This window comes from Klebsiella sp. R445 (assembly GCF_051131755.1).
Taxonomy (GTDB): Bacteria; Pseudomonadota; Gammaproteobacteria; order Enterobacterales; family Enterobacteriaceae; genus Klebsiella; species Klebsiella lignicola.
Genome location: NZ_CP180446.1, coordinates 82,248 through 106,672, shown reverse-complemented (window position 1 = coordinate 106,672; position 24,425 = coordinate 82,248). Strand labels below are relative to the sequence as shown.

General features: G+C 56.7%; 19 protein-coding genes and 1 other RNA gene. 9 read left to right on the top strand and 11 right to left on the bottom strand.

Annotated elements, in window-relative coordinates; genetic code table 11:
* Positions 1 to 60 precede the first annotated feature (60 nt).
* A complete protein-coding gene (menI, locus tag ACMYSN_RS00475; protein ID WP_123754704.1) occupies positions 61 to 471 on the bottom strand; it encodes a 1,4-dihydroxy-2-naphthoyl-CoA hydrolase in 411 nt (136 codons plus the stop codon).
* Positions 468 to 3,524, bottom strand: coding sequence for an FAD-binding and (Fe-S)-binding domain-containing protein (gene ydiJ, locus ACMYSN_RS00470; RefSeq protein ID WP_462496589.1), 3,057 nt, complete (start codon positions 3,522 to 3,524; stop codon positions 468 to 470). Before ydiJ ends, menI begins: the two co-directional genes overlap by 4 nt.
* Positions 3,525 to 3,844: 320 nt before the next feature.
* On the opposite strand from ydiJ, the gene ydiK reads away from it, so the two are divergent.
* On the top strand, positions 3,845 to 4,969 hold the full coding sequence (ydiK, locus tag ACMYSN_RS00465) for an AI-2E family transporter (protein ID WP_462496588.1): 1,125 nt from the start codon (positions 3,845 to 3,847) through the stop codon (positions 4,967 to 4,969).
* A gap of 172 nt (positions 4,970 to 5,141) precedes the next feature.
* Positions 5,142 to 5,249, top strand: an RNA gene (gene rprA / locus ACMYSN_RS00460) — antisense sRNA RprA.
* A gap of 78 nt (positions 5,250 to 5,327) precedes the next feature.
* Here rprA and ACMYSN_RS00455 read toward each other — a convergent pair.
* The 3 genes from ACMYSN_RS00455 to ppsA all read right to left on the bottom strand — a co-directional run bounded on the left by ACMYSN_RS00455 (position 5,328) and on the right by ppsA (position 11,720).
* The gene (locus tag ACMYSN_RS00455; RefSeq protein ID WP_462496587.1) at positions 5,328 to 7,697 is read right to left on the bottom strand and encodes a glycoside hydrolase family 3 protein; all 2,370 of its coding nucleotides are present in this window, start codon (positions 7,695 to 7,697) and stop codon (positions 5,328 to 5,330) included.
* 4 nt (positions 7,698 to 7,701) lie between these two features.
* Positions 7,702 to 9,099 carry an MFS transporter gene (locus tag ACMYSN_RS00450; protein WP_462496586.1) on the bottom strand — a complete coding sequence of 466 codons (1,398 nt, stop codon included), beginning with the start codon at positions 9,097 to 9,099 and terminating at the stop codon, positions 7,702 to 7,704.
* A gap of 242 nt (positions 9,100 to 9,341) precedes the next feature.
* Positions 9,342 to 11,720 (bottom strand): phosphoenolpyruvate synthase, encoded by a 2,379-nt coding sequence (gene ppsA / locus ACMYSN_RS00445; protein WP_462496585.1) that lies wholly within the window; start codon positions 11,718 to 11,720, stop codon positions 9,342 to 9,344.
* Between the two features lie 341 nt (positions 11,721 to 12,061).
* On the opposite strand from ppsA, the gene ppsR reads away from it, so the two are divergent.
* The 3 genes from ppsR to hemP all read left to right on the top strand — a co-directional run bounded on the left by ppsR (position 12,062) and on the right by hemP (position 14,461).
* A complete protein-coding gene (gene ppsR, locus ACMYSN_RS00440; protein ID WP_462496584.1) occupies positions 12,062 to 12,895 on the top strand; it encodes a pyruvate, water dikinase regulatory protein in 834 nt (277 codons plus the stop codon).
* Between the two features lie 155 nt (positions 12,896 to 13,050).
* Positions 13,051 to 14,097 (top strand): 3-deoxy-7-phosphoheptulonate synthase AroH, encoded by a 1,047-nt coding sequence (gene aroH / locus ACMYSN_RS00435; protein WP_462496583.1) that lies wholly within the window; start codon positions 13,051 to 13,053, stop codon positions 14,095 to 14,097.
* Between the two features lie 184 nt (positions 14,098 to 14,281).
* The gene (hemP, locus tag ACMYSN_RS00430) at positions 14,282 to 14,461 is read left to right on the top strand and encodes a hemin uptake protein HemP (protein ID WP_174509949.1); all 180 of its coding nucleotides are present in this window, start codon (positions 14,282 to 14,284) and stop codon (positions 14,459 to 14,461) included.
* 42 nt (positions 14,462 to 14,503) lie between these two features.
* On the opposite strand, the gene selO is transcribed toward hemP, so the two are convergent.
* From selO to ACMYSN_RS00410, 4 genes are all read right to left on the bottom strand, one after another.
* Positions 14,504 to 15,946 carry a protein adenylyltransferase SelO gene (gene selO, locus ACMYSN_RS00425; RefSeq protein WP_462496582.1) on the bottom strand — a complete coding sequence of 481 codons (1,443 nt, stop codon included), beginning with the start codon at positions 15,944 to 15,946 and terminating at the stop codon, positions 14,504 to 14,506.
* A 127-nt stretch (positions 15,947 to 16,073) separates the two neighbouring features.
* On the bottom strand, positions 16,074 to 16,538 hold the full coding sequence (locus ACMYSN_RS00420) for a C40 family peptidase (protein WP_123754713.1): 465 nt from the start codon (positions 16,536 to 16,538) through the stop codon (positions 16,074 to 16,076).
* Between the two features lie 81 nt (positions 16,539 to 16,619).
* Positions 16,620 to 17,369 (bottom strand): vitamin B12 ABC transporter ATP-binding protein BtuD, encoded by a 750-nt coding sequence (btuD, locus tag ACMYSN_RS00415; protein WP_462496581.1) that lies wholly within the window; start codon positions 17,367 to 17,369, stop codon positions 16,620 to 16,622.
* Positions 17,369 to 17,920 carry a glutathione peroxidase gene (locus ACMYSN_RS00410; RefSeq protein WP_462496580.1) on the bottom strand — a complete coding sequence of 184 codons (552 nt, stop codon included), beginning with the start codon at positions 17,918 to 17,920 and terminating at the stop codon, positions 17,369 to 17,371. Before ACMYSN_RS00410 ends, btuD begins: the two co-directional genes overlap by 1 nt.
* Before the next feature lie 223 nt (positions 17,921 to 18,143).
* Between ACMYSN_RS00410 and ACMYSN_RS00405 the strand changes: the two genes are divergently transcribed.
* Entirely contained in the window at positions 18,144 to 18,944 is an 801-nt protein-coding gene (locus ACMYSN_RS00405) for a MetQ/NlpA family ABC transporter substrate-binding protein (RefSeq protein WP_462496579.1), read from the top strand.
* A 54-nt stretch (positions 18,945 to 18,998) separates the two neighbouring features.
* Here ACMYSN_RS00405 and btuC read toward each other — a convergent pair whose 3' ends face one another.
* Together btuC and ACMYSN_RS00395 are read right to left on the bottom strand one after the other, a co-directional pair.
* Positions 18,999 to 19,985 carry a vitamin B12 ABC transporter permease BtuC gene (gene btuC, locus ACMYSN_RS00400; protein WP_434669427.1) on the bottom strand — a complete coding sequence of 329 codons (987 nt, stop codon included), beginning with the start codon at positions 19,983 to 19,985 and terminating at the stop codon, positions 18,999 to 19,001.
* Between the two features lie 150 nt (positions 19,986 to 20,135).
* Positions 20,136 to 21,569, bottom strand: coding sequence for a gluconate:proton symporter (locus ACMYSN_RS00395; RefSeq protein WP_462496578.1), 1,434 nt, complete (start codon positions 21,567 to 21,569; stop codon positions 20,136 to 20,138).
* Between the two features lie 277 nt (positions 21,570 to 21,846).
* On the opposite strand from ACMYSN_RS00395, the gene admX reads away from it, so the two are divergent.
* The 3 genes from admX to ACMYSN_RS00380 are packed head-to-tail and all read left to right on the top strand — an operon-like array spanning position 21,847 to position 24,415.
* Positions 21,847 to 22,761: a LysR family transcriptional regulator gene (gene admX, locus ACMYSN_RS00390; protein WP_462496577.1), complete on the top strand. Its 915-nt coding sequence runs from the start codon at positions 21,847 to 21,849 to the stop codon at positions 22,759 to 22,761.
* Between the two features lie 50 nt (positions 22,762 to 22,811).
* On the top strand, positions 22,812 to 24,065 hold the full coding sequence (locus tag ACMYSN_RS00385; RefSeq protein ID WP_462496576.1) for an FAD dependent oxidoreductase family protein: 1,254 nt from the start codon (positions 22,812 to 22,814) through the stop codon (positions 24,063 to 24,065).
* A complete protein-coding gene (locus tag ACMYSN_RS00380; protein WP_462496575.1) occupies positions 24,062 to 24,415 on the top strand; it encodes a RidA family protein in 354 nt (117 codons plus the stop codon). The genes ACMYSN_RS00385 and ACMYSN_RS00380 overlap by 4 nt, the downstream gene beginning before the upstream one ends.
* Positions 24,416 to 24,425 lie beyond the last annotated feature (10 nt).

Here is a 24,425-nt window from a genome sequence, read left to right as displayed (position 1 = left end):
GGCTAACGAACGGCGCTAAACGCCGTGGGGCGAAGAGAGACGCTCTCTTCGCCGATGACCTCAGACAACCGCGGTGGTGAGCCGCGAAGAACAGCACAAACGCCCCTGTTCATCAGAGATATCAATCTGCCACACCTGATGACGAGAGCCGACATGGAGCGCCCGGCATACGCCGCGCACCCGGCCGCCGCGCACCGAACGAATGTGGTTAGCATTGACCTCCAGCCCGACCACTTTTTGCTCACCCTCACTGCACAAATAGCCGGCAACCGAACCGAGCGTTTCCGCCAGGACCACAGAGGCTCCGCCGTGCAACAGACCAAACGGCTGATGCGTGCGCTGATCCACCGGCATGGTGGCTTCGATAGTCTCATCGGTAAAGACATCAAAATGAATATCCAGCAGCCCGACCATGTTGCCTTCGCCCATCCCATTGAGCTGTTCTAGCGTTGTCTGACGTTTCCAAATCATCCAATAATCTCCAGCAGCGCCTGCAGCGGATGACGAACCCCGCTGCCTTCAATACGCTTCACCTGACTACGACAGGAGTATCCGGTCACCAGGCAACGGTTGCGTGGTAAACGCTGGATCGCCTGTTGCCAGGAAAGCGCGTAGATATCCAGCGAGTTGGCATGGTTTTTCACCTCATGGCCATAGGTCCCGGCCATACCACAGCAGCCAACGCTGACGTTTTCCAGCTTCGCGCCAAAGCGCGCAAAAATCTCGGCCCACTGCTTCGGCGCGGCGGGTAGCGCCGTCACTTCGGTACAGTGACCAAACAGATACCACGCTTCCCCACTGCGATCCTGTTCGCGGGTCTCCGGCAGCGCTTTGGGCAACCACTCGTGGACCAGCATCACGTGGAAATCGCCGCGCTTGTCGCCCAGCACCTGGTTGTACTCATCGCGGTAACACAGCACCAGCGCCGGGTCGACGCCAACCATCGGCATGCCCAACTGCGCCACGCGGTTGAGGAAATCTGCGGTCTTTTGCGCCGTGCGGGCAAAGCGCGACAGGAAACCTTTGATGTGCTGAGCCTTGCCGTTAGGTGAAAACGGCAGCAGCACCGGCTGGTAGCCGACTTTTTCGACCAGACGGACAAAATCGGCCACCACCTGCGCGTCGTAGTAGCTGGTGAACGGATCCTGCACCACCAGCACCATCCTGGCTTTTTGCTCCGCGCTGAGGGTTTCCAGCAGCTCCAGAGTCATGTTCGCCGAACGATGCCCGACCATTTGTTGCTTCAGCGACGGCGTCGAGAGTAACGGCAGATCGACCATACCGATATGCTTCTCGGAAAGCTTGCGCACCCACGGCTGATTAATAAAGAAGTTGAAGGTCTTCGGCGCTTGAGCCATCAGTGGCGCATAGGACTCGACCGTCGCCACCAGGTGGTCGCGCACCGGCCGCAGATAGCGGCTGTGATAGAGCTGCAGGAAGCGCGAGCGGAACTCCGGCACGTCAATTTTAATCGGGCACTGGGTCGAACAGGCTTTGCAGGCCAGACAGCCGGACATCGCCTCTTTGACTTCGTGAGAGAAATCATACTCGCCCTTGCGCGCATGCCAGCTATTACGGGTACGTTCCACCAGGGTACGCAGGCTGGCGCGTTTTTCCGGCAGCCCCTTCTCCAGCTGATTCGGGTCAACGCCGCGATCGGCCAGCAGACGCAGCCATTCGCGCACCAGCGTTGCCCGCCCTTTCGGCGAATGGATGCGGTGATTGCTGACCTTCATTGACGGACACATCGGGCTTTTCACGTCAAAGTTAAAGCACAATCCGTTACCGTTACACTCCATCGCCCCACGCCAGGAGGTGCGCACCGCGATGGGGATCTGGCGATCCCAGGTGCCGCGCTTCACCGCGTCCACCTTCATCATCGGCGCGTCCACGCCTTCCGGCGGACAGATTTTGCCCGGATTGAGGCGGTTATGCGGATCGAACGCCGCTTTAATTTTGCGCAGCTCGCCGTACAGGGCCTCGCCAAAGAAGGCCGGGCTGTATTCCGCCCGGAATCCTTTGCCATGTTCGCCCCACAGCAGGCCGCCGTATTTTGCCGTCAGGGCCACTACCTCGTCAGAGATCTGCTTCATCAGCACTTCCTGCTGCGGATCGCACATATCCAACGCCGGGCGGACGTGCAGCACGCCGGCATCCACGTGGCCGAACATGCCGTAGCTCAGGCCGTGGCCGTCCAACAGAGCACGAAACTCAACGATATAGTCGGCAAGATGTTCCGGCGGGACGCAGGTATCTTCGGCGAACGGAATCGGCTTGGCGGCGCCTTTGGCGTTCCCCAGCAGGCCGACCGCTTTTTTACGCATCGCGTAGATTCGCTCCACGCCGTCCAGCTCGTTACACACCTGCCAGCCGATGACGCCGGCCTCGCTGGCGGCGATCAGTTCATCCAGGCGCTGGCACAGCGTGGTCACCTGGTTGTCGATAAGCGGTGCATCATCGCCGGCAAATTCGACAATATTCAGCCCCAGCATCTCTTTATCCGGCACATCGGTGATCAGCTCGCTGACCGAGTGCCAGACGATATCTTCCCGCGCCAGGTTAAGCACTTTCGAGTCGACGGTTTCCACCGACAGCGCTTTTGCCTCGACCATAAACGGCGCGTTGCGTAACGCCGAGTCAAAGGAGTCATATTTGATATTCACCAGACGGCGCACTTTCGGCAGGCGGGTAATATCCAGGCGCGCTTCGGTGATAAAGGCCAGCGTCCCTTCCGAACCGGTGAGAATCCGCGTCAGGTCGAACTCGCTCATATCGTCGTTAAAGACGTGGCGCAGGTCATAGCCGGTCAGGAAGCGGTTAAGTTTGGGGAATTTATCGATGATCAGCTGACGCTGCGCTTTACAGCGCTGGTATACGGTACGGTAAATGCGCCCTATCGCCGACTGCTCCTGGCTTAACGTTTCAGCCAGCGCTACGGGGACCGCCTGGGTATCAAGAATGTCGCCGCCCATCAGCACCGAGCGAACGCCCAGCACGTGGTCTGAGGTTTTGCCATACACCAGCGATCCCTGGCCGGAAGCGTCGGTGTTGATCATCCCGCCCAGCGTCGCACGGTTGCTGGTCGACAGTTCCGGGGCAAAAAAGTAGCCGTAGGGTTTCAGATATTGGTTGAGCTGATCTTTAATCACCCCCGCTTCAACCCGCACCCACCCTTCTTCAGGGTTAATTTCGAGGATGCGGTTCATATAGCGGGACATATCGACAATGATCCCGGCGTTTAGCGCCTGACCATTGGTTCCCGTGCCGCCGCCGCGCGGGGTAAAGATCAGTGATTTAAAACGTTCTTCCGCCGCGATCCTTGCCAGCAAAACCACATCTGCCGTCGAGCGGGGAAATAATATTGCATCCGGCAACAGCTGATAAACGCTGTTATCTGTCGCCATGGTTAGCCTGTCGGCGTAACTTGTGGCGGTATCGCCGGTAAATCCTTGTTGCTCCAGTACCTGCAAAAAATTCAATACCAGTTGAACGACACCTGGTGCTTGAGAAATTTGTGGGATCATAACGCTTGACCCTGCCTGACTATGTTGTGTTGTATAAACTTCATCCTTCAGACTGCCTCTCGTTGGCGCATCGGTGTACCGGGGGGTTTACTGATGTAAAACCGCAGGACCCTTTCGCCGCCTTAATGCATGCTGGATGATTTTGTGTATGGGTAACTAAACGATTGCGTAGTGCACTCAACTTTTTATCACATTTTTTTCATATGCGCCCACCAGATTTATGTGCAAAATCAGGCCCGTGAAATTATTGATATTATTATCAGTACATGGATTTACGCAGCGTCAGCATTTTGACGCCACTGGAAAGGTAAAATTTCTCTATGATTAACGATCGCCAGCCCCGGGATATACCGCAAGTTCTGCTGTCGGTACTGTTCTTGTCCCTGATAATTATCTCCTGCTTATGGGTGGTGCAACCCTTTATTCTGTCTTTCGCCTGGGCAGGCACCGTCGTCATCGCCACCTGGCCGGTGCTGATACGCCTGCAGCGTGTGCTGTTTGGTAAACGCGCCCTCGCCGTGCTGGTGATGACCATATTGCTATTTTTACTGTTCGTGATCCCCATTGCGCTGCTGGTCAACAGCCTGGTGGATAACAGCGCGCCGTTGATCAAAGTCATCACCAGCGGCAACGTCAGCCTGCCGGATCTGGCCTGGCTCAACAGTATTCCATTGATTGGTAATAAACTTTACGCGGCCTGGCATGGCCTGCTGGATATGGGCGGCGCGGCCATTATGGCTAAAATTCGTCCCTATATCGGCACCACCACCACCTGGTTTGTCGGCCAGGCAGCGCATATTGGCAAGCTGCTGGTGTACTGCGGTCTGATGCTGCTGTTCAGCGCCCTGCTGTACTGGCAGGGTGAAAAGGTCGCCTACGGTTTGCGCTATTTTGCCACCCGTCTGGCGGCTAAACGCGGCGACGCGGCAGTGCTGCTGGCCGGTCAGGCGGTTCGCGCCGTGGCGTTGGGCGTCGTGGTCACCGCGCTGGTCCAGGCCGTACTGGGCGGGATTGGTCTGGCCATCAGCGGCGTACCTTACGCCGCGTTGCTGACCGTGGTGATGATCTTCACCTGTCTGGTGCAGTTGGGGCCATTGATTGTGCTGATCCCGTCGATTATCTGGCTCTACTGGACCGGGGATACCACCTGGGGCACGGTGCTGCTGGTGTGGAGTTGCGTCGTCGGCACCATGGATAACGTTATCCGCCCGATGCTGATTCGAATGGGCGCCGACCTGCCGATGATCCTGATTCTTTCCGGCGTTATCGGAGGCCTGATCGCCTTCGGGATGATTGGTTTGTTTATCGGCCCGGTGCTGCTCGCCGTCTCCTGGCGCCTGTTCGACGCCTGGCTGCATGAGGTTCCGCCGCCGCCAAAAGATCCGGATCAGGTGCTCGCCGAACTGGAAGAGCTCAATGCGGTGAATAACAGCTGCGAGAAGTAAAAAAATGAGGCGGGGAAACCCGCCTTAAATATAAGAAAATCTAATAAAAACACCCTTAACTTTCACCTTCTTCGTCGTATTTCCCGCCATTCTCACAATCATACTTCACACCAATTTAACTATTGGGATGAATCCGATCGACGCATTAATCAGCGATATCTACTATTAGGGCACGGTTATGAATCAATACGTTGATTTATAAGCATGGAAATCCCCTGAGTGAAACAACGAATTGCTGTGTGTAGTCTTTGCCCATCTCCCACGATGGGCTTTTTTTTATCCTGCAACCTCAGATTATTTTGATGCGGACCTGTTTTCAGAGTCACAGGCCGCCTCTGTCGAAGAAATACCTGAACGTTTAGCTCACCTCACAGCGGCTCATCATCTGCCAGTGTTGCGGCAGTTCACGGACCTGGCCGCGTACGGTCACGGTGGCCGTGCCACTGATATCCGCCGAAGATGCCCCGATCTGCAGCTCAAACTCCCCCGGCTCGACAATACGCTTGCCGTCACGGCGGGTGAAATTCAGCATATCGACAGGCACGGAGAAGGTCAGCGTGGCGCTGGCACCGGCGTCAATTGTCACCCGCTGGAAGGCTTTGAGCTCCTGCAGCGGACGCACCATCGATGCCACTTTATCGCGGACGTATAGCTGGACGACTTCACTCCCACGACGATCGCCGCTGTTGCGTACCGTTACCTGAAGGGCTATTTCCCCGTCCGATGCCACCTGGGACGCCAGCAGCTCGGGCTGACCATACTCAAAGGTGGTCCAGCTTTGCCCGTAGCCAAACGGATAGCGTGAGCCAAAGTGGAAAGCAAACGGTGTTCCGCCGCTTTTGAGTTTGTGGTTGTAGTAATAAGGCATCGCACCGGCGCTTTTCGGCACGCTGACCACCAGCCTCCCTTGCGGCTCCTCGCGCCCGGTAAGTACGTCAGCAATGGCCCAACCGCCCTCTTGTCCTGGCGCCCAGGCCATCAGCAATGCCGCCACGCGATCCTCAATCCCCTGCAGGTGATAAGGCCGCCCGCCGGTCATCACCACAATGACCGGCTTGCCGGTGGCGACCAGCGCCTCCAGCAGCTGCTGCTGTACCCCCGGCAGATTCAGGCTATCGGTATCGGACCCTTCACCGACGGTTCCGCTCTGGAACAGCCCGGCCAGATCGCCCACGCAGGCAACGATAACATCGCTCTCCTGGGCCACGCTGACCGCGTCGGGGATGAGGCTGATATCGAACGACACCGGCGAGGTCTGCGTCGGTTTGCCGCCGCTGTCGCCGGGGAACACCGGCGCCCCCGCCATGCGCTGCTCGATAATATGGCAGCCTTTGGCGTACTTGACCCGCGCCTCACCCAGCATGTGGCGCAGGGCCGCCAGCGGTGTGGTCACCTGAGACACCTCGTCGACCATATCACTGATAATCAGATGCACCGGGAAACTGTAGCCGCTGAGCAGCGCCAGCGGATCGTCGGCAGTGGGTCCCACCACTGCAACCCTCGGCTGCCCTTTCAGCGGGAGGATGCCGCGGTTTTCCAGCAGAGTCAGCGAACGGGTTGCCACGTCACGCGCCGCCTGGCGGGCCGCAGGTGATTGCAAGGTAATGCCGGCTACATCGGTGTAGGGTTGTTCAAACAGGCCAAGCCGGAACTTCTCCGTCAGGGTACGCCCGACAATTTCATCGATTTTCTCGAGGGTGATCAGCCCCCGCTCCAGCGCCTGCTGTAGATGGCGCGCGCAGTCATCTTTCGGCAGCTCCACGTCAAGACCGGCGTTGAAGGCCAGCGCGGCAGACTCCGCTGCATCATGGGCAATGCCGTGGTGCTGATGCAGCAAACTGACGCCGCCATAGTCGGCCACGATAATGCCGTCGAAACCCCACTGCTCGCGCAGAATAGTGGTTAACAGGAAGTGGTCGCTGTGTCCGGGCTGGTTATCGATATCATGGTAGGCTGGCATCACTGACCCGGCGTTTGCCAGCTTGATCGCCATCTCAAACGGCAGCAGGAAGGTATCGTTGAGTTCGCAAAATCCCAGATGCACCGGCGCATGGTTGCGGGCCCCTTCGCTGAACGAATGGCCGACGTAGTGCTTCAGGGTTGCTAGCAGGTCACGCTTTTCCCCCTGTAATCCTTCCACATAGGCGCAGGCCATGACTCCGACCAGCCACGGGTCTTCACCGAAGGTCTCCTCGGTACGCCCCCAGCGCACGTCGCGTGACACATCCAGCACCGGCGCCAGCCCCTGCTTACAGCCTGTCGATCGCGCTTCAGCGCCGATTTCCCGCGCCGCCCGGGCCACCAGCGCCGGGTCCCAGGTCGAACCGTAGTTGAGCGATGAGGGGAACAACGTCGCCTCTTTACACAGCAGCCCCACCAGACACTCTTCATGGAACAGCGCCGGGATCCCGAGTCGGGTCTCCTCGACCAGCATTTTTTGCAGACGGTTGGCCGCGCGTACGCCGCTTTGCGCCGTCACAATGTGGGTGCCTAGCGGACGGGTTATCTGTCCGACGCCGAGCATTAAACGTTCGGCCAGAGACGCCTGCGCGCTGACGCCGGCAAACTCATCGCTCATGTCGCTGCGCTCCCGGTGCTCACCATCTTCCACGAGCACCAACCAGTAGGCGTGCATCTGGGCAATTTTCTCGTCCAGCGTCATGCGCGCCAGTAAATCCGCGACGCGTTCCTGAATCGGGCGACTGGCATCCTGATAAATTTCGGTCATACAATTACTCCTGTAAGGCGGTATTCAGCGCCGGTTGTGCGGTGTCCGTGAGGTTGGTTTCGCGGCGACGGATAAGATCGCGGGCAATGCTGTCCGCCGTGGCGCTATTGAGCTTGTAGAACACCAGCAGCAGCGCCATTGCAATAAACAGGACCGCCGGGATCAAGGTGAACAGGGTATTAATGGTGCTCAGCACCGTCGCCGACTGGGTTGTGGCGTTAGGGATATAGTCGACAATGCCGAGAACCCAGCCCACCACCGCGCCACCCAGCGCAAGGCCGAACTTAATGGCGAACAATGCCGTGGAGAAGACCAGCCCGTCGAGGCGACGGCCGCTGCGATGCTCTTCGTAATCCACCACGTCCGAGAACATGGTCCACTGTAGCGGCGTGGTCAGGTTCTGAATAAAGCTAAAGACCACGTTGACGCCAAATATCAGCCACACCTGATTCGCTGGAATAAAGAAAATAGCCGTGGCAAAACAGACAAAAGTAATAATCGTCCACTGATAAGCGCGGACCCGGTCGAATTTACCCAATAAGCGCTCGGATAATAATGCCCCGAGCAGAGCCGCAATCATTCCGGAGACAATAAACGTAAACACCATATCCGGTCGCTGCATCACGTACTTGACGTAATACATGGTCGCCGACCCGCGCGTAACGACAGCCGTTAATAATAAAATGTTAAACACGAAGATGATTCGCCACTGACTATTACCGGCCAGCAGTTTGAGGTCTTTTAATAATGAACCGGAGGTATCGCGCGGTGGGGTATAGCGTTCGCGAGTGAGGAAAAAACAGCTAAAGAAAAGCACGATGCCAAGCAGTCCCATCAGGCTCATGGCATAAAAATAGCCTTTCTGCGCATTCCCGCCCCCCAGATGAGCCACCAGCGGCAGCGCAATCACGGTGACAATCAGACCGCCGACAAACGATAACGCAAAGCGCCACGATTGCAGCGAATGCCGTTCGTGCGGGTCCATGGTCAGGGAGCCTGGCATCGCGCAGTACGGGACGTTAATCGCCGAATAGATAAAGCTCAGAATGGTGTAGGTCAGACAGGCGTAAATGATTTTCCCGGTTTCGCCGACGTCAGGCACGTAGAAGGTGATGATGCAACTGACCCCAAAAGGGATCGCAAACCACAGCAGCCAGGGACGAAAGCGTCCGTGACGGGTCTGGGTACGGTCCACCAGCGCACCGATACAGGGATCGACCACAGCATCCACCACCCGCACGACTAAAAACATCGTGCCCATAATCGCCGCAGGCAGACCAAATACGTCGGTATAAAAATAGGCCAGAAACAGCGTGGCAGTTTGCCACACCAGCGCACTGGCCATATCGCCAAGGCCGTAACCAATTTTATTTTTTATGGTCAATACAGAGGAGATAGTCATTATTATCCTTACACGCAAGATAGCGTTTATCACTAAGTCGTTAGTATCAGAATCCGATGACGCGGTATCAGTATTGAGAATGTCCGGCGAGGCAACAATTGTCGAAATTCACTGCGTGGTTACGATATTTTGTTTTTTTCTGTTTATGTGACTGACTGCAAATATGCGGTTCTGCATCAGGAAAAGAAAATAAAAAAATCCCCGTCATTACTGACGGGGATTTTGTGGTTTTAACGCCGGGCTTATTTATTCAGTTCAGCCAGGCCAAGCCAGGTTTGCACGACGGTGTCCGGGTTGAGGGACAGACTGTCGATCCCTTCATCCATCAGCCACGCGGCAAAATCTTCATGGTCTGACGGGCCCTGCCCGCAAATGCCGACATATTTACCCTGTTTCTTCGCTGCGCGAATCGCCATCGACAGCAGCGCTTTCACCGCCTCGTTGCGTTCATCAAACAGCTCAGAAACCACGCCGGAATCGCGGTCCAGACCCAGCGCCAGCTGCGTCATGTCGTTCGAACCGATAGAGAAGCCGTCAAAATACTCAAGGAACTGATCGGCCAGTAACGCATTCGATGGGATTTCGCACATCATAATGATTTTCAGGCCATTTTCACCGCGCTTAAGTCCCTGACGCGCCAGCTCTTCAACCACCGCTTTCGCCTGAGCAACGGTACGTACGAACGGCACCATGATCTCGACGTTGCTCAGCCCCATATCGTTACGTACGCGCTTAACCGCATCACACTCCAGGGCGAAGCAATCGCGGAAGCTGTCGGAGACGTAACGACCGGCACCGCGGAAGCCAAGCATCGGGTTCTCTTCTTCCGGCTCATAACGCTCACCGCCGACCAGGTTGGCGTATTCGTTAGATTTAAAGTCAGAGAGACGAACGATCACGCGCTTCGGATAGAACGCCGCGCCGAGTGTAGCGATCCCTTCGGTCAGGCGACCGACGTAGAACTCTCTCGGTGAGTCGTAGCCTTTCATCAGCTCGCGGATTTCTTTCTGCAGCGTGGGCTCCTGGTCATCAAATTCCAGCAGCGCGCGCGGGTGTACGCCAATCATCCGGTTGATGATAAATTCCAGACGCGCCAGACCCACGCCTTCGTTCGGCAGACAGGCGAAATCGAATGCACGGTCCGGGTTACCGACGTTCATCATGATTTTCAGCGGCAGATCCGGCATTTCACCGACGCTGGAGCTCTTGATGCTGAAGTCGAGCAGCTCGGCGTACACGTAGCCAGTATCACCTTCAGCGCAGGAGACGGTCACGTTCTGGTTTTCCTGAATACGATCCGTCGCGTCGCCGCAACCAACCACTGCCGGGATCCCCAGCTCACGGGCAATAATCGCCGCGTGACAGGTACGCCCGCCACGGTTGGTGACGATCGCCGCGGCTTTCTTCATGATCGGTTCCCAGTCCGGGTCGGTCATGTCGGTCACCAGCACGTCGCCCGGCTCGATACGGTTCATTTCACTGATATCGTGAATCACCTTAACCGGACCTGCCCCGATGCGGTGGCCGATGGCGCGGCCTTCGGCCACGACCTGACCTTGCGCATGCAGGGTATAGCGTTCCATCACCTGACCGCGGGAACGGACGGTTTCCGGACGCGCCTGCACAATAAACAGCTCACCGGTGTGGCCGTCTTTCGCCCATTCGATATCCATCGGTCGACCGTAGTGCTTCTCGATCTGTACCGCCTGGACGGCCAGCGCCTGCACTTCCTCATCGGTTAACGAGAAAATGTCGCGCTGTTCCTGCGGTACGTCTTCGATACGTACCTGCTTGCCATGCTCCTGGGTCGGCGCATAGATCATGCGGATCTTTTTCGACCCCATGGTACGGCGCACGATCGCCGGGCGGCCAGCGGCCAGCGTCGGTTTGTGGACATAGAACTCATCCGGGTTCACCGCCCCCTGCACCACCATTTCGCCGAGGCCCCAGGCGGAGGTAATAAACACCACCTGGTCAAAACCGGACTCGGTATCGATGGAGAACATGACGCCGGATGAGGCGAGATCGGAGCGCACCATCCGTTGAACCCCGGCGGACAACGCCACGCCGCGATGGTCATAACCCTGATGCACGCGGTAGGAGATCGCGCGATCGTTAAACAGCGAAGCAAACACGTGCTTCACGGCGACGAGCACGGCATCAAAGCCCTGCACGTTGAGGAATGTCTCTTGCTGCCCGGCGAAGGAGGCGTCCGGCATATCTTCCGCGGTGGCGGAGGAACGCACGGCAAAGGAGGCCTCGGCATTGTCAGCGGACAGCTGTCGATAAGCATCACGAATAGCGTCTTCCAGTTCGCTCTGGAACGGCGTGTCAATGATCCACTGACGGATCTGGGCGCCCGCTTTCGCTAATGCGGAAACGTCGTCAATGTCGGTTTCATCCAGCAGCTCATAGATGCGCTGGTTAACACCGCTTTGGTCCAGGAACTGATTAAAAGCATCAGCGGTGGTGGCAAAGCCGTTCGGTACGGAAACACCCATACCGGACAGATTCGTAATCATTTCACCAAGGGAGGCATTTTTGCCCCCAACTCTGTCTACATCATTCATGCCGAGTTGGTTATACCAAAGCACCAGCGGTGACGAGCCATTGTTGGACATCGAGACAATCCTTTTGTGATTTAATACCAGTGATAAAAAACTCACGATCAACTACGGGATTTATCCTGACATATTTATGCGGCTTAAAAAAACGGTGAATCGTTCAAGCAAATTATTTTTCCTGTTTTAGGACAGTTCCAGCAATATACCTAAGCCAATGATTCTGCTGAAATCTGCTGCAATTTGATACAGAATCCAGAAAAAACAGAAAACTGAACCATCCTTTTCATTAAAAATAAAAATACCGTTTCATTTTTAAAATGAGACAAGCCGAGGGGGGATATGCTTAAATTTAATATCTGCTTTCAGGTAATTAAACTCATTATACCGGATGGTCAAAAATGGAAAGTGCTGTAGATCGCCACGTATTTTATATTTCTGACGGTACTGCCATTACGGCAGAAGTACTGGGGCATGCGGTGATGTCGCAATTTCCTGTTGCCATCAGCAGCTTTACCCTGCCGTTTGTCGAAAATGTCAGTCGCGCGCGGGCCGTTAAGGAGCAGATTGACACCATCTACCAGCAGACCGGCATCCGTCCGCTGGTGTTTTACTCCATCGTGATCCCGGAAATTCGCAATATCATCGTGCAAAGTGAGGGATTTTGTCAGGATATCGTGCAGGCGCTGGTGGCTCCGCTACAGCAGGAGCTGCGTCTCGACCCGACCCCCATCGCCCATCGGACCCACGGCCTGACGCCGGGTAACCTCAATAAATACGATGCCCGTATTGCGGCTATCGACTACACCCTCGCCCACGATGACGGTATTTCGTTGCGTAACCTCGATCAGGCACAGGTGATTCTGCTCGGGGTGTCCCGTTGCGGTAAAACCCCCACCAGCCTCTATCTGGCCATGCAGTACGGCATCCGCGCGGCAAACTATCCGTTTATCGCCGACGATATGGATAACTTAATCCTGCCGGCCTCCCTTAAGCCGTTACAGCATAAGCTGTTCGGACTGACCATTAACCCGGAGCGCCTCGCCGCTATCCGCGAAGAGCGTCGCGAAAACAGCCGCTATGCTTCGATGCGCCAGTGCCGGATGGAAGTCACCGAGGTGGAAGCGCTGTACCGCAAGAATAAAATTCCCTGCCTGAATAGTACCAATTATTCGGTTGAAGAAATTGCCACTAAAATCATGGACATCATGGGGCTGAATCGAAGAATGTACTAATGAGCTAGTGCATTGGATGAAATGTGTTTATGCTATCACCCGTGGCCTATACAGGATCATGACCTGCTCTTGCAATAAGCAGGGATTGGTTTATCGTGATGCGCATCACTTCCCGGCATTTTCGCCGCGGAAGAAACAGATTTTTTGAGACTCCAATGAATAAAACAGACGAATTGCGTACCGCGCGCATTGAAAGCCTGGTGACGCCCGCGGAACTGGCGCAGCGCCACCCGGTGTCTGCCGATGTTGCGGCGCATGTCGCCGCCTCCCGCCGTCGGATTGAGAAGATCCTTAATGGTGAAGATCGCCGCCTGCTGGTGATCATCGGCCCATGCTCCATTCACGATACCGACGCGGCGATGGACTATGCCCGCCGCCTGCAGGAAATGCGTGAGCGTTACCAGCCGCAGCTGGAAATCGTGATGCGCACCTACTTTGAAAAACCGCGTACCGTGGTGGGCTGGAAAGGGTTAATTTCGGATCCTGACCTCAATGGCAGCTACCGGGTAAACCATGGTATCGAGCTGGCCCGCCAGCTGTTGCTGCAGGTGAACGAGCTGGGCGTCCCCACCGCAACCGAGTTTCTCGATATGGTGACCGGGCAGTTTATTGCCGATCTGATTAGCTGGGGCGCCATCGGCGCGCGTACTACCGAAAGCCAGATCCACCGTGAAATGGCCTCGGCGCTCTCCTGCCCGGTAGGCTTCAAAAACGGTACTGATGGTAACACCCGCATCGCCGTTGACGCGATTCGCGCCTCCCGCGCCAGCCATATGTTCCTGTCGCCGGATAAACAGGGGCAGATGACGATCTATCAGACCAGCGGCAACCCGTATGGCCATATCATCATGCGCGGTGGGAAACGGCCGAATTATCACGCGGAAGATCTTGCCGCGGCCTGCGAGGCGCTGCGCGAGTTTGCGCTTCCGGAACAGCTGGTGGTGGATTTCAGCCACGGCAACTGCCAGAAGCAGCACCGCCGTCAGCTGGAGGTGTGTGCCGATATCTGCCAGCAGATCCGTGCTGGTTCCACCGCTATTGCCGGCATCATGGCGGAAAGTTTCCTGCTGGAAGGGACTCAGAAGGTGGTTGCCGGTCAGCCGCTTACCCATGGGCAGTCAATTACCGACCCTTGCCTGAGCTGGGAAGACAGCGAGCGTCTGCTGGCCGAACTGGCCGCCGCTACCGCTACCCGCCTGTAGTTACTGTATTGCCCTGTCCCTGCCGCTCTGTGGTAGGGCTGTTTCACCCCTTCGTTGTACGCTATTTCCCCGCTAACACCCCCAAAATCCAGGGTTTTCACAAATAACGCTTGCCGTAAAAATTAACATTACTGATAATGATTATCATTGTTGCTTTTATTTTTATTTTGGTGCTATGACGCGAATGGATAACACTGCCACAGCAGAAAAAACAAAAGACAATGCCCCTTACCCCGTGCCGACGGATCGTAAGATTAACAGCCGCACCCTGCTCGGGCCGGAAGGCCGGGTGGTGATAGAACACGGCGGCCAGCACTATCTGCTGCGCCAGACCCATGCGGGCAAACTGATCCTCACCAAATAAGCCCTCTCCAGCCACCGGGCGGAGAAGGCATTTAGCGTGGCATCAGCTCGAGCAGCTGACCTCCAGATGCCTTCCCCAGTCGGGAGGGCGATTAACATAATCGTCCTGCCGGTCGCTGAACGGTTGAGTTAATACCTGATGCAGACGTGCCAGTTCAGCCATATCTCCCTGCTCTGCCTGCTCAATGGCGCGCTGTGCCAGCCAGTTTCGCAACACCAGCGCCGGGTTGACGCTCTGCATCTGCTGCTGACGCTGAGCATCATCAATCTGCTCGTCACGCAAACGCGCACGATAGCGGTCGAACCAGCTATCGAAGGCTGCCCGGTCGATAAACTCGTCGCGCAGCGGCGATGCGGCGCTGTGCTGCTCGCTGACGCTGAGCATCCGGAAGGTGCGGGTATAATCGCTGCCTTCGTGGATCATCAGGGCAAACAGGCCATCCAGCAGGTCGTTATCGCCTTTCTGTTGGCTAAACAGGCCCAGTTTGTCGCGCATACGGCGGCCATATACCGTCAGCAAAGCATGCTGATAGCTGTCTAATGCCGCATTCAGCGCCTCAACCGGAATAAACGGTGACAGCGACTGCGCCAGGCGCTGAAGGTTCCACAGGCCAACAGCCGGTTGATTCTCGAAGCTGTAGCGCCCCTGATAATCGGAGTGGTTGCAGATAAAATCAGGTTTGAAGTCATCGAGGAAGCCGTAAGGACCGTAGTCCATGGTCAGGCCAAGAATCGACATGTTATCGGTATTCATCACCCCATGGGCAAAGCCCACCGTCTGCCAGCTGGCGATCATCGTCGCCGTTCGCGTGACAACGTCACGGAACCACAGCACGTACTTATCCGCTTCATCGTTCAGTTCTGGCCAGTGATGGCGGATCACATAATCCGCCAGTTGCTGGACCTTCTCCGGCTCGCGGCGGTAGTAGAAGTGCTCAAAATGGCCAAAGCGCACGTGGCTCTCGGCAATACGCATCAGCATCGCCCCGCTCTCGAGGGTCTCGCGCTGTACCGGGGTGTCGCTGGTGACCATGGCTAAGGCGCGGGTGGTCGGGATCCCTAACGCATGCATCGCTTCCGATGCCAGACTTTCACGAATCGTTGAACGCAGTACGGCCCGCCCGTCTCCCATTCGTGAATAAGGGGTCAGCCCGGCGCCTTTCAGATGCCAGTCGACGCGACGACCATCGGGCAACTGCTGTTCGCCGAGCAGGATCCCCCGGCCATCGCCCAGTTGACCAGCCCAGCTGCCAAACTGGTGGCCGCTGTAGACCTGCGCCAGCGGGGACATGCCGGGCAGTAACGTTTCGCCGCCCCACACGCCAGCGCCCTGCGCCGGGTGGAACAGTGAGTCAGGGACGCCCAGAGTTTGCGCCAGCGCCGGGTTATGCCAGATAAGCCGGGCATTGTGCAGCGGTGTGGGCGCGAGCGCAGTATAGAAATCTGGCAGTTCATCACGCCAGTGGGTAGTAAAAGACAGGGTCATGGTTCCTCCTGTCTCCAGTGTAGTGCCTTCAACAAGGTATTAACACGGGTGAACCGCAGGGTTATCAACATAAAAAAAGGGAAGCCCGCGCTTCCCCTTTCACTGCATCCACGATACCTACCCGATGCTATATTCTGCGCGCCTGCCAGAATTTCTTATTCCAGTAGACGTTATCCAGCGAAGAGCGTGTCACGCCCTGGCTGGTTGAGGCGTGGATAAACTGATTATCGGTATCGTAGATCCCTACGTGCAACCCGCTCTCACCGGACCCGGTTTTGAAGAACACCAGATCCCCCGGCAGCAGGTCACTTTTATCAATTTTGGTGCCGACTTCCGCCTGTTCGCGCGTTTCGCGCGGCAGCTGCATCGAGAACTTGTCGCGGAAGGTCATCACCACGAAGCCTGAACAGTCCACTCCGCGCGGCGACATGCCGCCGTAGCGGTACGGCGCGCCACGCCAGTTGCGCAGTTGCTCGTTGAGGTTGGCGATAACGGTGATGGAATCTGCCAGCCGCGGATTCGGCGGCGGCGCCCGGTGGTGGCTACAGCCAGCCAGAAATAGCGCCGTCAATAAAATGAACCACAAACGCATCTCAGACGATTCCTCTGTTCCCTATGATTTCGTCAGGATAATTTAGCTGGTTTATCAATGCACTGGCAAGGTAGCATCGTGCTACTGTGATGCAACGAGCATAAAATGACCGGCAACCGCAATGCGCTCAAAGGGAATGTCGTAAGCGGCGATTAAATTCTCTTCGGTTAATACCGCGCATGTATCACCACAGGCGATCGCCTGCCCGCGACAGATCAGCCACGCCCGCTGCGCGTGCCGCAGGGTATGGTTTAGATCGTGACTGCTCATCACCACCGCTACGCCCGCCTCGCACAGTCCGGCCAGTACGCGATCGAGCGCCGCCTGTTGCGCGACGTCAAGGCTGTTCATCGGTTCATCCAGCAGCAGCAACTGCCCCGCCGGATTGGCCTGCGGATGAACCTGCAGGATCACCGCAGCCAGGCGCACGCGTTGCCACTCCCCGCCCGACAGATGGCCGACCTGACGCCCAAGCTTGTCGCTCAGGCCCAGCTGTGCGGCCACCGTGCCGAGCAGTTCGTTTTGCACACCGTTTTGCAGATGTAGCGACAGGTAATGCCAGACCGGCATGGCGAATGGTGGCGCCTGATGCTGACTCAGAAAGGCCCGGTGCCGGGAAAGTTCCTGCGCCGGCCACTGCGTCAGCGGGCGTTCATTGAAAAGAACCTGTCCGGGGCCGCTGCTCAGCCCCGCCATGCGCATCAGTAAGGTGCTTTTACCGGCGCCGTTTGGCCCCACCAGATGCACCATTTCGCCCGGGCGGATCTGCGCGCTAAATGGCGCCAGCCGCCCGGCCTCTTCGACATCTGCAAGCTGCATCAAAAACGGCATTATTTCGCGAGCGCCCCTTTAATGGCGGCAACCAGCTGCGGATCGTCCGGGGTCATATCCGGCGAGAAGCGCTGGATAACCAGGCCATCTTTGCCGATCAGGAATTTTTCGAAATTCCACAAAATGTCGTTGCTGTTGACCGGCGCGCGGCCTTTGCTAGCCATTCGCTCGTAGAAACCGCTGCCTTCCGGCGCCACGGCCTGCGGCGCAGCATCGACCAGTTTCTGATACAGCGGATGACGATGCTCACCGTTAACATCAATTTTGCTGAACAGCGGGAAAGTCACGCCGTAGGTGGTGCTGCAGAAGGTTTTAATCTCTTCTTCGCTCCCCGGCTCCTGGCCCAGGAACTGGTTGCACGGGAAACCAAGCACGGTAAACCCGTCGTTTTCGAGATCTTTTTGCAAGGTTTCCAGTTGCTCATACTGCGGCGTCAGACCACATTTTGATGCTACGTTTACGATCAGCAGTACCTGACCCGCGTAGCCCGCCAGCGTCGTTTTTTCGCCATCGATAGTGGTGACTTCCGTATTCAGAATATCGTGTTGCATAGCCTTCCCTCAGTCGATAAAACCGGTTGTTGTTTAAGGTGATCCCTATCTACTGTAGCGGATTCACAGCGCGCTATTGTACTTTGAATCCGCTATCGGTTACACCGCACCGGCCCTCTGGCAACATGAATTCCTCTCAATATGGTAGAAGGGCAATTCAGTGTAGAGTGTTAAATGGATGTAATAGCATTTTCTTATGGACTAATTTGAGAGAGTTTTTGAGATGAAAAAGTTGTTAAGTTCGGTGTTAATCGCCACATCGGTGGTGTTGTTATCGGCCTGCTCTCCTGACGATAACAACAAGGTGAAAGTTGCGATCAACACCGGCCCGGATGAAGCTATCTGGAAGGTGGTTGAGCAGGTTGCAAAGGAAAAATATAACCTCGATGTCGAGGTGATCTCCTTCAATGATTACGTGCTGCCTAACGAAGCGTTAAATAATAAAGACGTGGATGCTAACGCCTTCCAGACGCTGCCCTACCTTGAAGCACAGTCAAAAGAGCGTGGCTACAAGTTTGCTGTCGTCGGCAAGACCTTTGTCTTCCCGATCGCCGCCTACTCGCGCAAAATTAAAAACCTCAACGAGCTCCCGGATGGCGCGACGGTTTCTATCTCCAACGAAACCACTACCCTGGGCCGCAGCCTGCTGCTGTTACAGGCGCAGGGCTTAATTAAGCTCAAAGACGGCGTCGGCTATCTGCCAACCTCGCTGGATATCATCGATAACCCGAAACATTTGAAAATTGTTGAAGTGGACACCCCGCAGCTGACCCGTACGCTGGACGACCCGAACGTCGCACTGTCGATTATCAACACCAACTTCTCGGCGCAAGCGGGGCTTTCTGCCGCCCGTGACGGCCTGTTTATGGAAGGGCCAGACTCGCCGTATGTCAATGCTATCGTCTCTCGCGATGACAACAAAGACAGCAAGAAGATTCAGGAGCTGACCGCGGCCTTCCAGACCAAAGAAGTCGCGGATAAAGCGATGGAAGTCTATAAAGGCGATGCCATCCAAGGCTGGTAATCCCTGCGCTGGCGCGGCGGCCTGCGCTGCGCCAGCTTACTCAGGCATTATTGCTTAGTGCGAATGGACAGATTTCAGTAACAGCCAGATAAAGACCGGCGCCCCCAGCGTCGCGGTGACCACCCCGATCGGCAGTTCCGCCGCCGACAGCGCCAGGCGGGCAATAATATCCGCCCCCAACAGCGCGCTGGCGCCGCCGAGCACGCAGGCGGGCAGCAGGACGCGGTGATCGCTTAATCCACAGAGCCGCAGAATATGAGGGATAACCAGGCCAATGAAGCCAATGGCTCCCGCCAGCGCCACGCTCACCCCCACCAGCCAGCCGGTCGCGACCACCAGCAGCCGCCGCCATAACCACAGCGGCAGACCCAGCTGACGGGCCGAGACTTCACCCAGCGCCAGAAGATTCAGCGCTTGCGACTGCAGGCATCCCCAGACCAGCACCGGCAGCAGCGCCAGCATCAGCCAGAGCTGCTGCCAGTCTACGCCACCAAATCCGCCCATCATCCAGTACATCAGTTGACGCAGGTCGAAGGAGGTTGAAAAGTAGACCGCCCAGGTCATCAACGCGCTACAGATGATACCCAGCGCCACGCCCGCCAGCAGCAGACGGCTGGTTGAGAGATGGCGGCGGGCAAAACGCAGCAGAATAAAGGTGATCAGCAACGCGCCGGCAATGGCGCATAGCCCCAGCGCCCAACCCGGCAGATAGCCTTTCCCCAGCAATACCGCGGCAATCAGCCCGACCCCGGCGCCGTTAGAGACCCCGAGTAGCCCCGGCTCTGCCAGCGGATTTTCGAAAAGTGCCTGCATAATGGCCCCGGAGAGCGCCAGCGCGCCGCCCACCAACAGCACCGCAACGGTGCGCGGCAGGCGAATCTGCCAGATAAACAGCTGCCCTTTGGCGCTGAACCACTCTTGCGGGCCGATCCATTGTTCTCCGGCGCAGAGGCTGACAACGACCATGGCGAGGAGCAACAGCAGTAAAGCGATAAGCCAGCGCCGGCTGCGGCGCTGTTGAATCTGAGCAAAGGTCAGCATAATTTCCGTGACGCAAGAAAGAGATGCCGTTGATTTTACGGTGGGGATCCGGGGGAGAAAAGCAAAACCTCCGTCGACAGCATTTATCGCGGAGGGTTCGGGAAGCGCGGCGCCAGCGATTCCGGCGCGCCGCGCGACGTTGAAGAGCGCTTACACCAGCACCTGGAACAATAGCGCAAAGAGAATAATGTTGGCGATGACGATAGCCCAGCCGTTATAAAGCATATATTTGAGATGCGTCGACTGCGCCAGCCCCATCTGACCAAACATATCCGAGGACGGGAACGGGCCAAACCAGTCTACCTGCGATGAGGCCAGCAGCACCGCGGTGGTTCCCTGCGGCGGCACCCCGGCGGCCATCAGCATCGGGCCAAAAATTTTATGGGTGAAGGTCATCTGCGCCACCGCTGCACCGGGCACGTGGCCGATAATATTGAACGCAAAGATACAGAAGCACAGCCAGGCCGGCGAGATCCCCTCCAGCAGCGGCTGGGTATAATCCAGCAGACCCTGATAGGCATGGAGCCCGTCCATCAGCTCAAGAATCGGGTTATACAGCCAGTAGAGGATAAACATCCACACCAGACGACCGCAGCCATGATACAGCGCCTGCAAAATCTGCGTGGGCCGCAGTCCCCCGACCAGCCCGGTGATCAGCGCCACCAGCAGCATCACAATAATCGCGAAGCTAAAGCCGGCTTTAATCACCACGCCAATCACCGCCATCACGATAATGGTTGCCGCAAAGGCCAGGGCGCTCAGCTTCTTGCGGCGAGACACCGCAGGGCTCTCTTCCTGTTGGATTTTTTCCGACAGGTCAACCTCATAACTCAGTTTACCTTCGGTCATTTTCTGAATCCGCCCCGCCATCACCCAACCGGCCAGCAGGGTGACGGCGCTCATTGGCAGCCCGACATACAGCAGGTAATCCGGGTAGCTCAGCCCCCCGAGTTTAAGGATGGTCACGGTGCTGGGAGTAAACGGCCCGGTAAAAAGACCGATCGAACCGGCGGTCATCATCAGCGCGGCGACCGTCGGCGGCGTCAGCCTGACCGCGGCAGCAACGGGAATAATTACCGCCACAATGATCGCGTTGCCGCCGGCCATCGTGCCCAGCGCCCCGCAGATCAGGATCGACGAGATGACGATGCCAAATTTAACCCGGGTCTGGCTGGACAGGCCGATGCGATGCACCACAAATTTCACCAGTTCCACTGCCGCGCCGGTGCGGGTGGCCACTTCGCCGACCCCGGCTCCGAGCATAATAATCAGACCGACGGTGGCGATAAAAGAACCGGTGGACTTCGCCAGCATCGTGCCCATTTCGGGCAGGCTGGTAGAGGTCATGATCATCGCAATAATAATGGAAGAGATCACCGCCAGCACAATATCCACGCCGACGATCGACAGCACCGCTAATGCAACCAGCGGCGTAAAACTCAGCAAGCCTAATTCCGCGACGGGCTGGTTGTGGCACCAGAGCGCGGTCAATAAAAACACCCCTAACAGCAGGCCAATAAAAATATTTTTTCTGGTGATATTTTGTCTGGATATCGGGTTGCCAGAGAGCGTTGAGTCACTCATATAACTCCTTATTGCCAATCAAACCGGCCGTTATTTCAGCGCGGCGTTTTCGGACCTGCTCAGAAAATATCCCCCCTCGTTATCATTGTTGGCTCTGTCGCCTGAGGGGTGTGTAGGGTTTACAGATCATGTTCTGAGAATCGGATTATCCGCCTGACGGCGGCGCAGCCAGCGCAATATGTGAACGGCGCGCTGAACGCGGATTAAATTTATGTTAACTTACTGTTATTAGAAAATGACTTTTTATCTGTTCTCTATAACCCTGAGTTAACTCGTCATGAAACTGCGTCACCTGGAAATCTTCCACGCCGTGATGACCTGCGGCACACTTTCTCGCGCGGCGGAATCGCTGAATATCTCTCAACCCGCCGCCAGCAAAGCGCTGAAAAACGCCGAGCAGAAGCTCGGTTTTCAACTATTCCAGCGGGTTCGCGGCAAGCTGCTGCCGAGCAGCGAAGCGCTGACGCTGTTCGAAAAAGCCCAGAGTATCTACCAGGATCTGGATAACCTACGGTTGCTGGCCGATAACCTGGCCCGTGACCCGAGAGCGAAAATCAGCCTTGGCTGCCTGCCGAGCCTCGGCCTGAGTCTGGTCCCGGAACTGGTCACCGATTTCTATCAGCAAAACAGCAATCTGGTGATGACCCTCAGTACCGAACATACTGAGACCCTGGTCAAAAAACTGGACCTGCGCGAGATCGATCTGGCCCTGACGTTACAGCCCGTTCAGCAAGGGGAGATCACATCTACCGTGATTGCCGAAGTTCCGCTGGTCTATATCGACCGGGATTTCCGTCAGGGTGCGGTGGCAATTGATGAGATTGACCAGCAGCGCTGGATCTCGCCCGGCCCCCACTCGCTCTCCGCCGCCATTGCCACCCGCCGTGATTTTTTAACCACCCGCCTGAACGTGCAAACCTATTACATGGCCACCGAGTTCGTGAAACGGGGAATGGGATGCAGCATTACCGATATTTTTTCCGCCCGGCATAACCTCGACCCGGCGCTGATTCACCCTATCGAGCCGCCGATGCTGCTCCCCCTGTGTCTGCTGCGACGGGCGGACGTTTCCCTCAGTCCCATTAGCCAGAAACTGGTCGATTTTCTCTGCAAGCGACTTCGCTATCAGCTGCAGGAGATTAACCTGGAGTTATACCCTGAAAATAAAAAGTCAATTGCGCCCCACCGGTAAATGCTTTGACATAAAGCGCAGGTATTTATCAGTGGCGGATATATCAGGATATGAAAAAGCGTATTGTCATTATCGGCGGCGGAGTGATTGGGCTGGCAACGGCCTATGAGTTAATTAAAGGCGGCCACCAGGTTCAATTGCTGGAGCGTCAGGCACAACCCGGAATGGCGACCAGTTTCGCCAATGGCGGACAGCTCAGCTACCGTTATGTGGCGCCGCTGGCCGACCGTGGCGTTCCCCTGCAGGGAATAAAGTGGATGGGGAAAAGCGACTCTCCGCTGAATATGCGTTTGAAAATGGCGCCGGATCAATGGCGCTGGCTGCTGCAGTTTCTCCGCGCCTGTAACAGCCAGACCAATAAGGTCAACGGCGACCATATTCTGCGTCTGTCATTATTGAGCCGTCAGGTGATGCAGGAGTGGCTGAATGCGGATAATCTGAGCGACTTTCACTGGCGGCGTTCCGGGAAATTAATTGTTCATCGCCGGGCATATGATTTCAATAAAGCCGCCAAAGGTATTAACCCGCAATATCAGCAGGCGCTGAATGCCGATGAGTGTATTCAGCTTGAGCCGGCATTGAAATACATTCACTCCGCGCTGCATGGCGGTATTTATTCCCCGGGCGATGAAACCGCCGATTGCCAAAAATTCTGTCAGGCGCTGCTTCGCAAGCTGAACGCCAGCCCCACCTTTACGCTGACCAGCCATTGCGAAGTGCAGCAGTTGAATAAACAAGCCGGCCGCATTCACTCCGTCGACACCAGCCAGGGAACCATCGTCGGCGATGAGTACATCGTGGCGGCGGGTAACGGCAGCGCGCCCTTACTGGCAACGACCGGCGTGCGCGTGCCGCTGTGTGCGCTGAAAGGCTACAGTCTGACCCTGCCCTTCCCGACAGTGCCCGGTATCGCCCCTGATCTCAGCGTGACCGACTACGGCCATAAGGTGGTCTACGCCCGCCTGGGCAACCGCCTGCGCATTGCGGCGATGGTCGACATCGGCTATGACGGCGATGAACTGCGCCCGGAGCGGATCCAGGCACTCAAAAAGATCGTCGCTCGTAGCTTTCCGGAGTTACAGGGCATTGAGGATGCTGAAGCCTGGTGCGGCATGCGCCCTTCGACACCGGCCGGGCCGCCGCTGCTTGGCCGTGCCGGCTATCAGAATCTGTGGATGAACCTCGGTCAGGGGAGCCTTGGCTTCACCCTGGCTGCCGGCAGCGCGGTAGTCCTTGCCGCCCTGCTCAATGATGATAACCCTGCAATTTCTTTAGCAGGCCTGACATGGGAACACGCCGTATGACAATCCAACGTAACCACCCGCAGCCCCGTCTTTCCGCCAGCGTCGGGTATGGCGATCTGATTTTTTTATCCGGGCAAACCCCGATTAGCAGCGACCAGGATATCCGGCTGCAGACCCGGGAGGTGTTAGCGAAAGTTGATGCGTTGCTGGCTGAGGCCGGAAGCGATAATCGCCACCTGCTTTCCGCGCAGGTGTGGTTAAAGAATATGGCGCGAGATTTTGCCGGGTTTAATGAGGAGTGGGTTGCATGGTTGCCGGAAGGTCACAGCCCGGCACGAGCGGCGGTGCAGGCCGAGATGGCGCGCCCGGACATTCTGGTCGAAGTGATGATAACGGCCGTAAAGTCTTAACGTTCAATAC

Excerpts from the sequence above, each read along its gene's own strand:
- menI (WP_123754704.1), bottom strand. The coding sequence starts at position 471 with ATGATTTGGAAACGTCAGACAACGCTAGAACAGCTCAATGGGATGGGC.
- ydiJ (WP_462496589.1), bottom strand. The coding sequence starts at position 3,524 with ATGATCCCACAAATTTCTCAAGCACCAGGTGTCGTTCAACTGGTATTG.
- ydiK (WP_462496588.1), top strand. The coding sequence starts at position 3,845 with ATGATTAACGATCGCCAGCCCCGGGATATACCGCAAGTTCTGCTGTCG.
- ACMYSN_RS00455 (WP_462496587.1), bottom strand. The coding sequence starts at position 7,697 with ATGACCGAAATTTATCAGGATGCCAGTCGCCCGATTCAGGAACGCGTC.
- ACMYSN_RS00450 (WP_462496586.1), bottom strand. The coding sequence starts at position 9,099 with ATGACTATCTCCTCTGTATTGACCATAAAAAATAAAATTGGTTACGGC.
- ppsA (WP_462496585.1), bottom strand. The coding sequence starts at position 11,720 with ATGTCCAACAATGGCTCGTCACCGCTGGTGCTTTGGTATAACCAACTC.
- ppsR (WP_462496584.1), top strand. The coding sequence starts at position 12,062 with ATGGAAAGTGCTGTAGATCGCCACGTATTTTATATTTCTGACGGTACT.
- aroH (WP_462496583.1), top strand. The coding sequence starts at position 13,051 with ATGAATAAAACAGACGAATTGCGTACCGCGCGCATTGAAAGCCTGGTG.
- hemP (WP_174509949.1), top strand. The coding sequence starts at position 14,282 with ATGGATAACACTGCCACAGCAGAAAAAACAAAAGACAATGCCCCTTAC.
- selO (WP_462496582.1), bottom strand. The coding sequence starts at position 15,946 with ATGACCCTGTCTTTTACTACCCACTGGCGTGATGAACTGCCAGATTTC.
- ACMYSN_RS00420 (WP_123754713.1), bottom strand. The coding sequence starts at position 16,538 with ATGCGTTTGTGGTTCATTTTATTGACGGCGCTATTTCTGGCTGGCTGT.
- btuD (WP_462496581.1), bottom strand. The coding sequence starts at position 17,369 with ATGCCGTTTTTGATGCAGCTTGCAGATGTCGAAGAGGCCGGGCGGCTG.
- ACMYSN_RS00410 (WP_462496580.1), bottom strand. The coding sequence starts at position 17,920 with ATGCAACACGATATTCTGAATACGGAAGTCACCACTATCGATGGCGAA.
- ACMYSN_RS00405 (WP_462496579.1), top strand. The coding sequence starts at position 18,144 with ATGAAAAAGTTGTTAAGTTCGGTGTTAATCGCCACATCGGTGGTGTTG.
- btuC (WP_434669427.1), bottom strand. The coding sequence starts at position 19,985 with ATGCTGACCTTTGCTCAGATTCAACAGCGCCGCAGCCGGCGCTGGCTT.
- ACMYSN_RS00395 (WP_462496578.1), bottom strand. The coding sequence starts at position 21,569 with ATGAGTGACTCAACGCTCTCTGGCAACCCGATATCCAGACAAAATATC.
- admX (WP_462496577.1), top strand. The coding sequence starts at position 21,847 with ATGAAACTGCGTCACCTGGAAATCTTCCACGCCGTGATGACCTGCGGC.
- ACMYSN_RS00385 (WP_462496576.1), top strand. The coding sequence starts at position 22,812 with ATGAAAAAGCGTATTGTCATTATCGGCGGCGGAGTGATTGGGCTGGCA.
- ACMYSN_RS00380 (WP_462496575.1), top strand. The coding sequence starts at position 24,062 with ATGACAATCCAACGTAACCACCCGCAGCCCCGTCTTTCCGCCAGCGTC.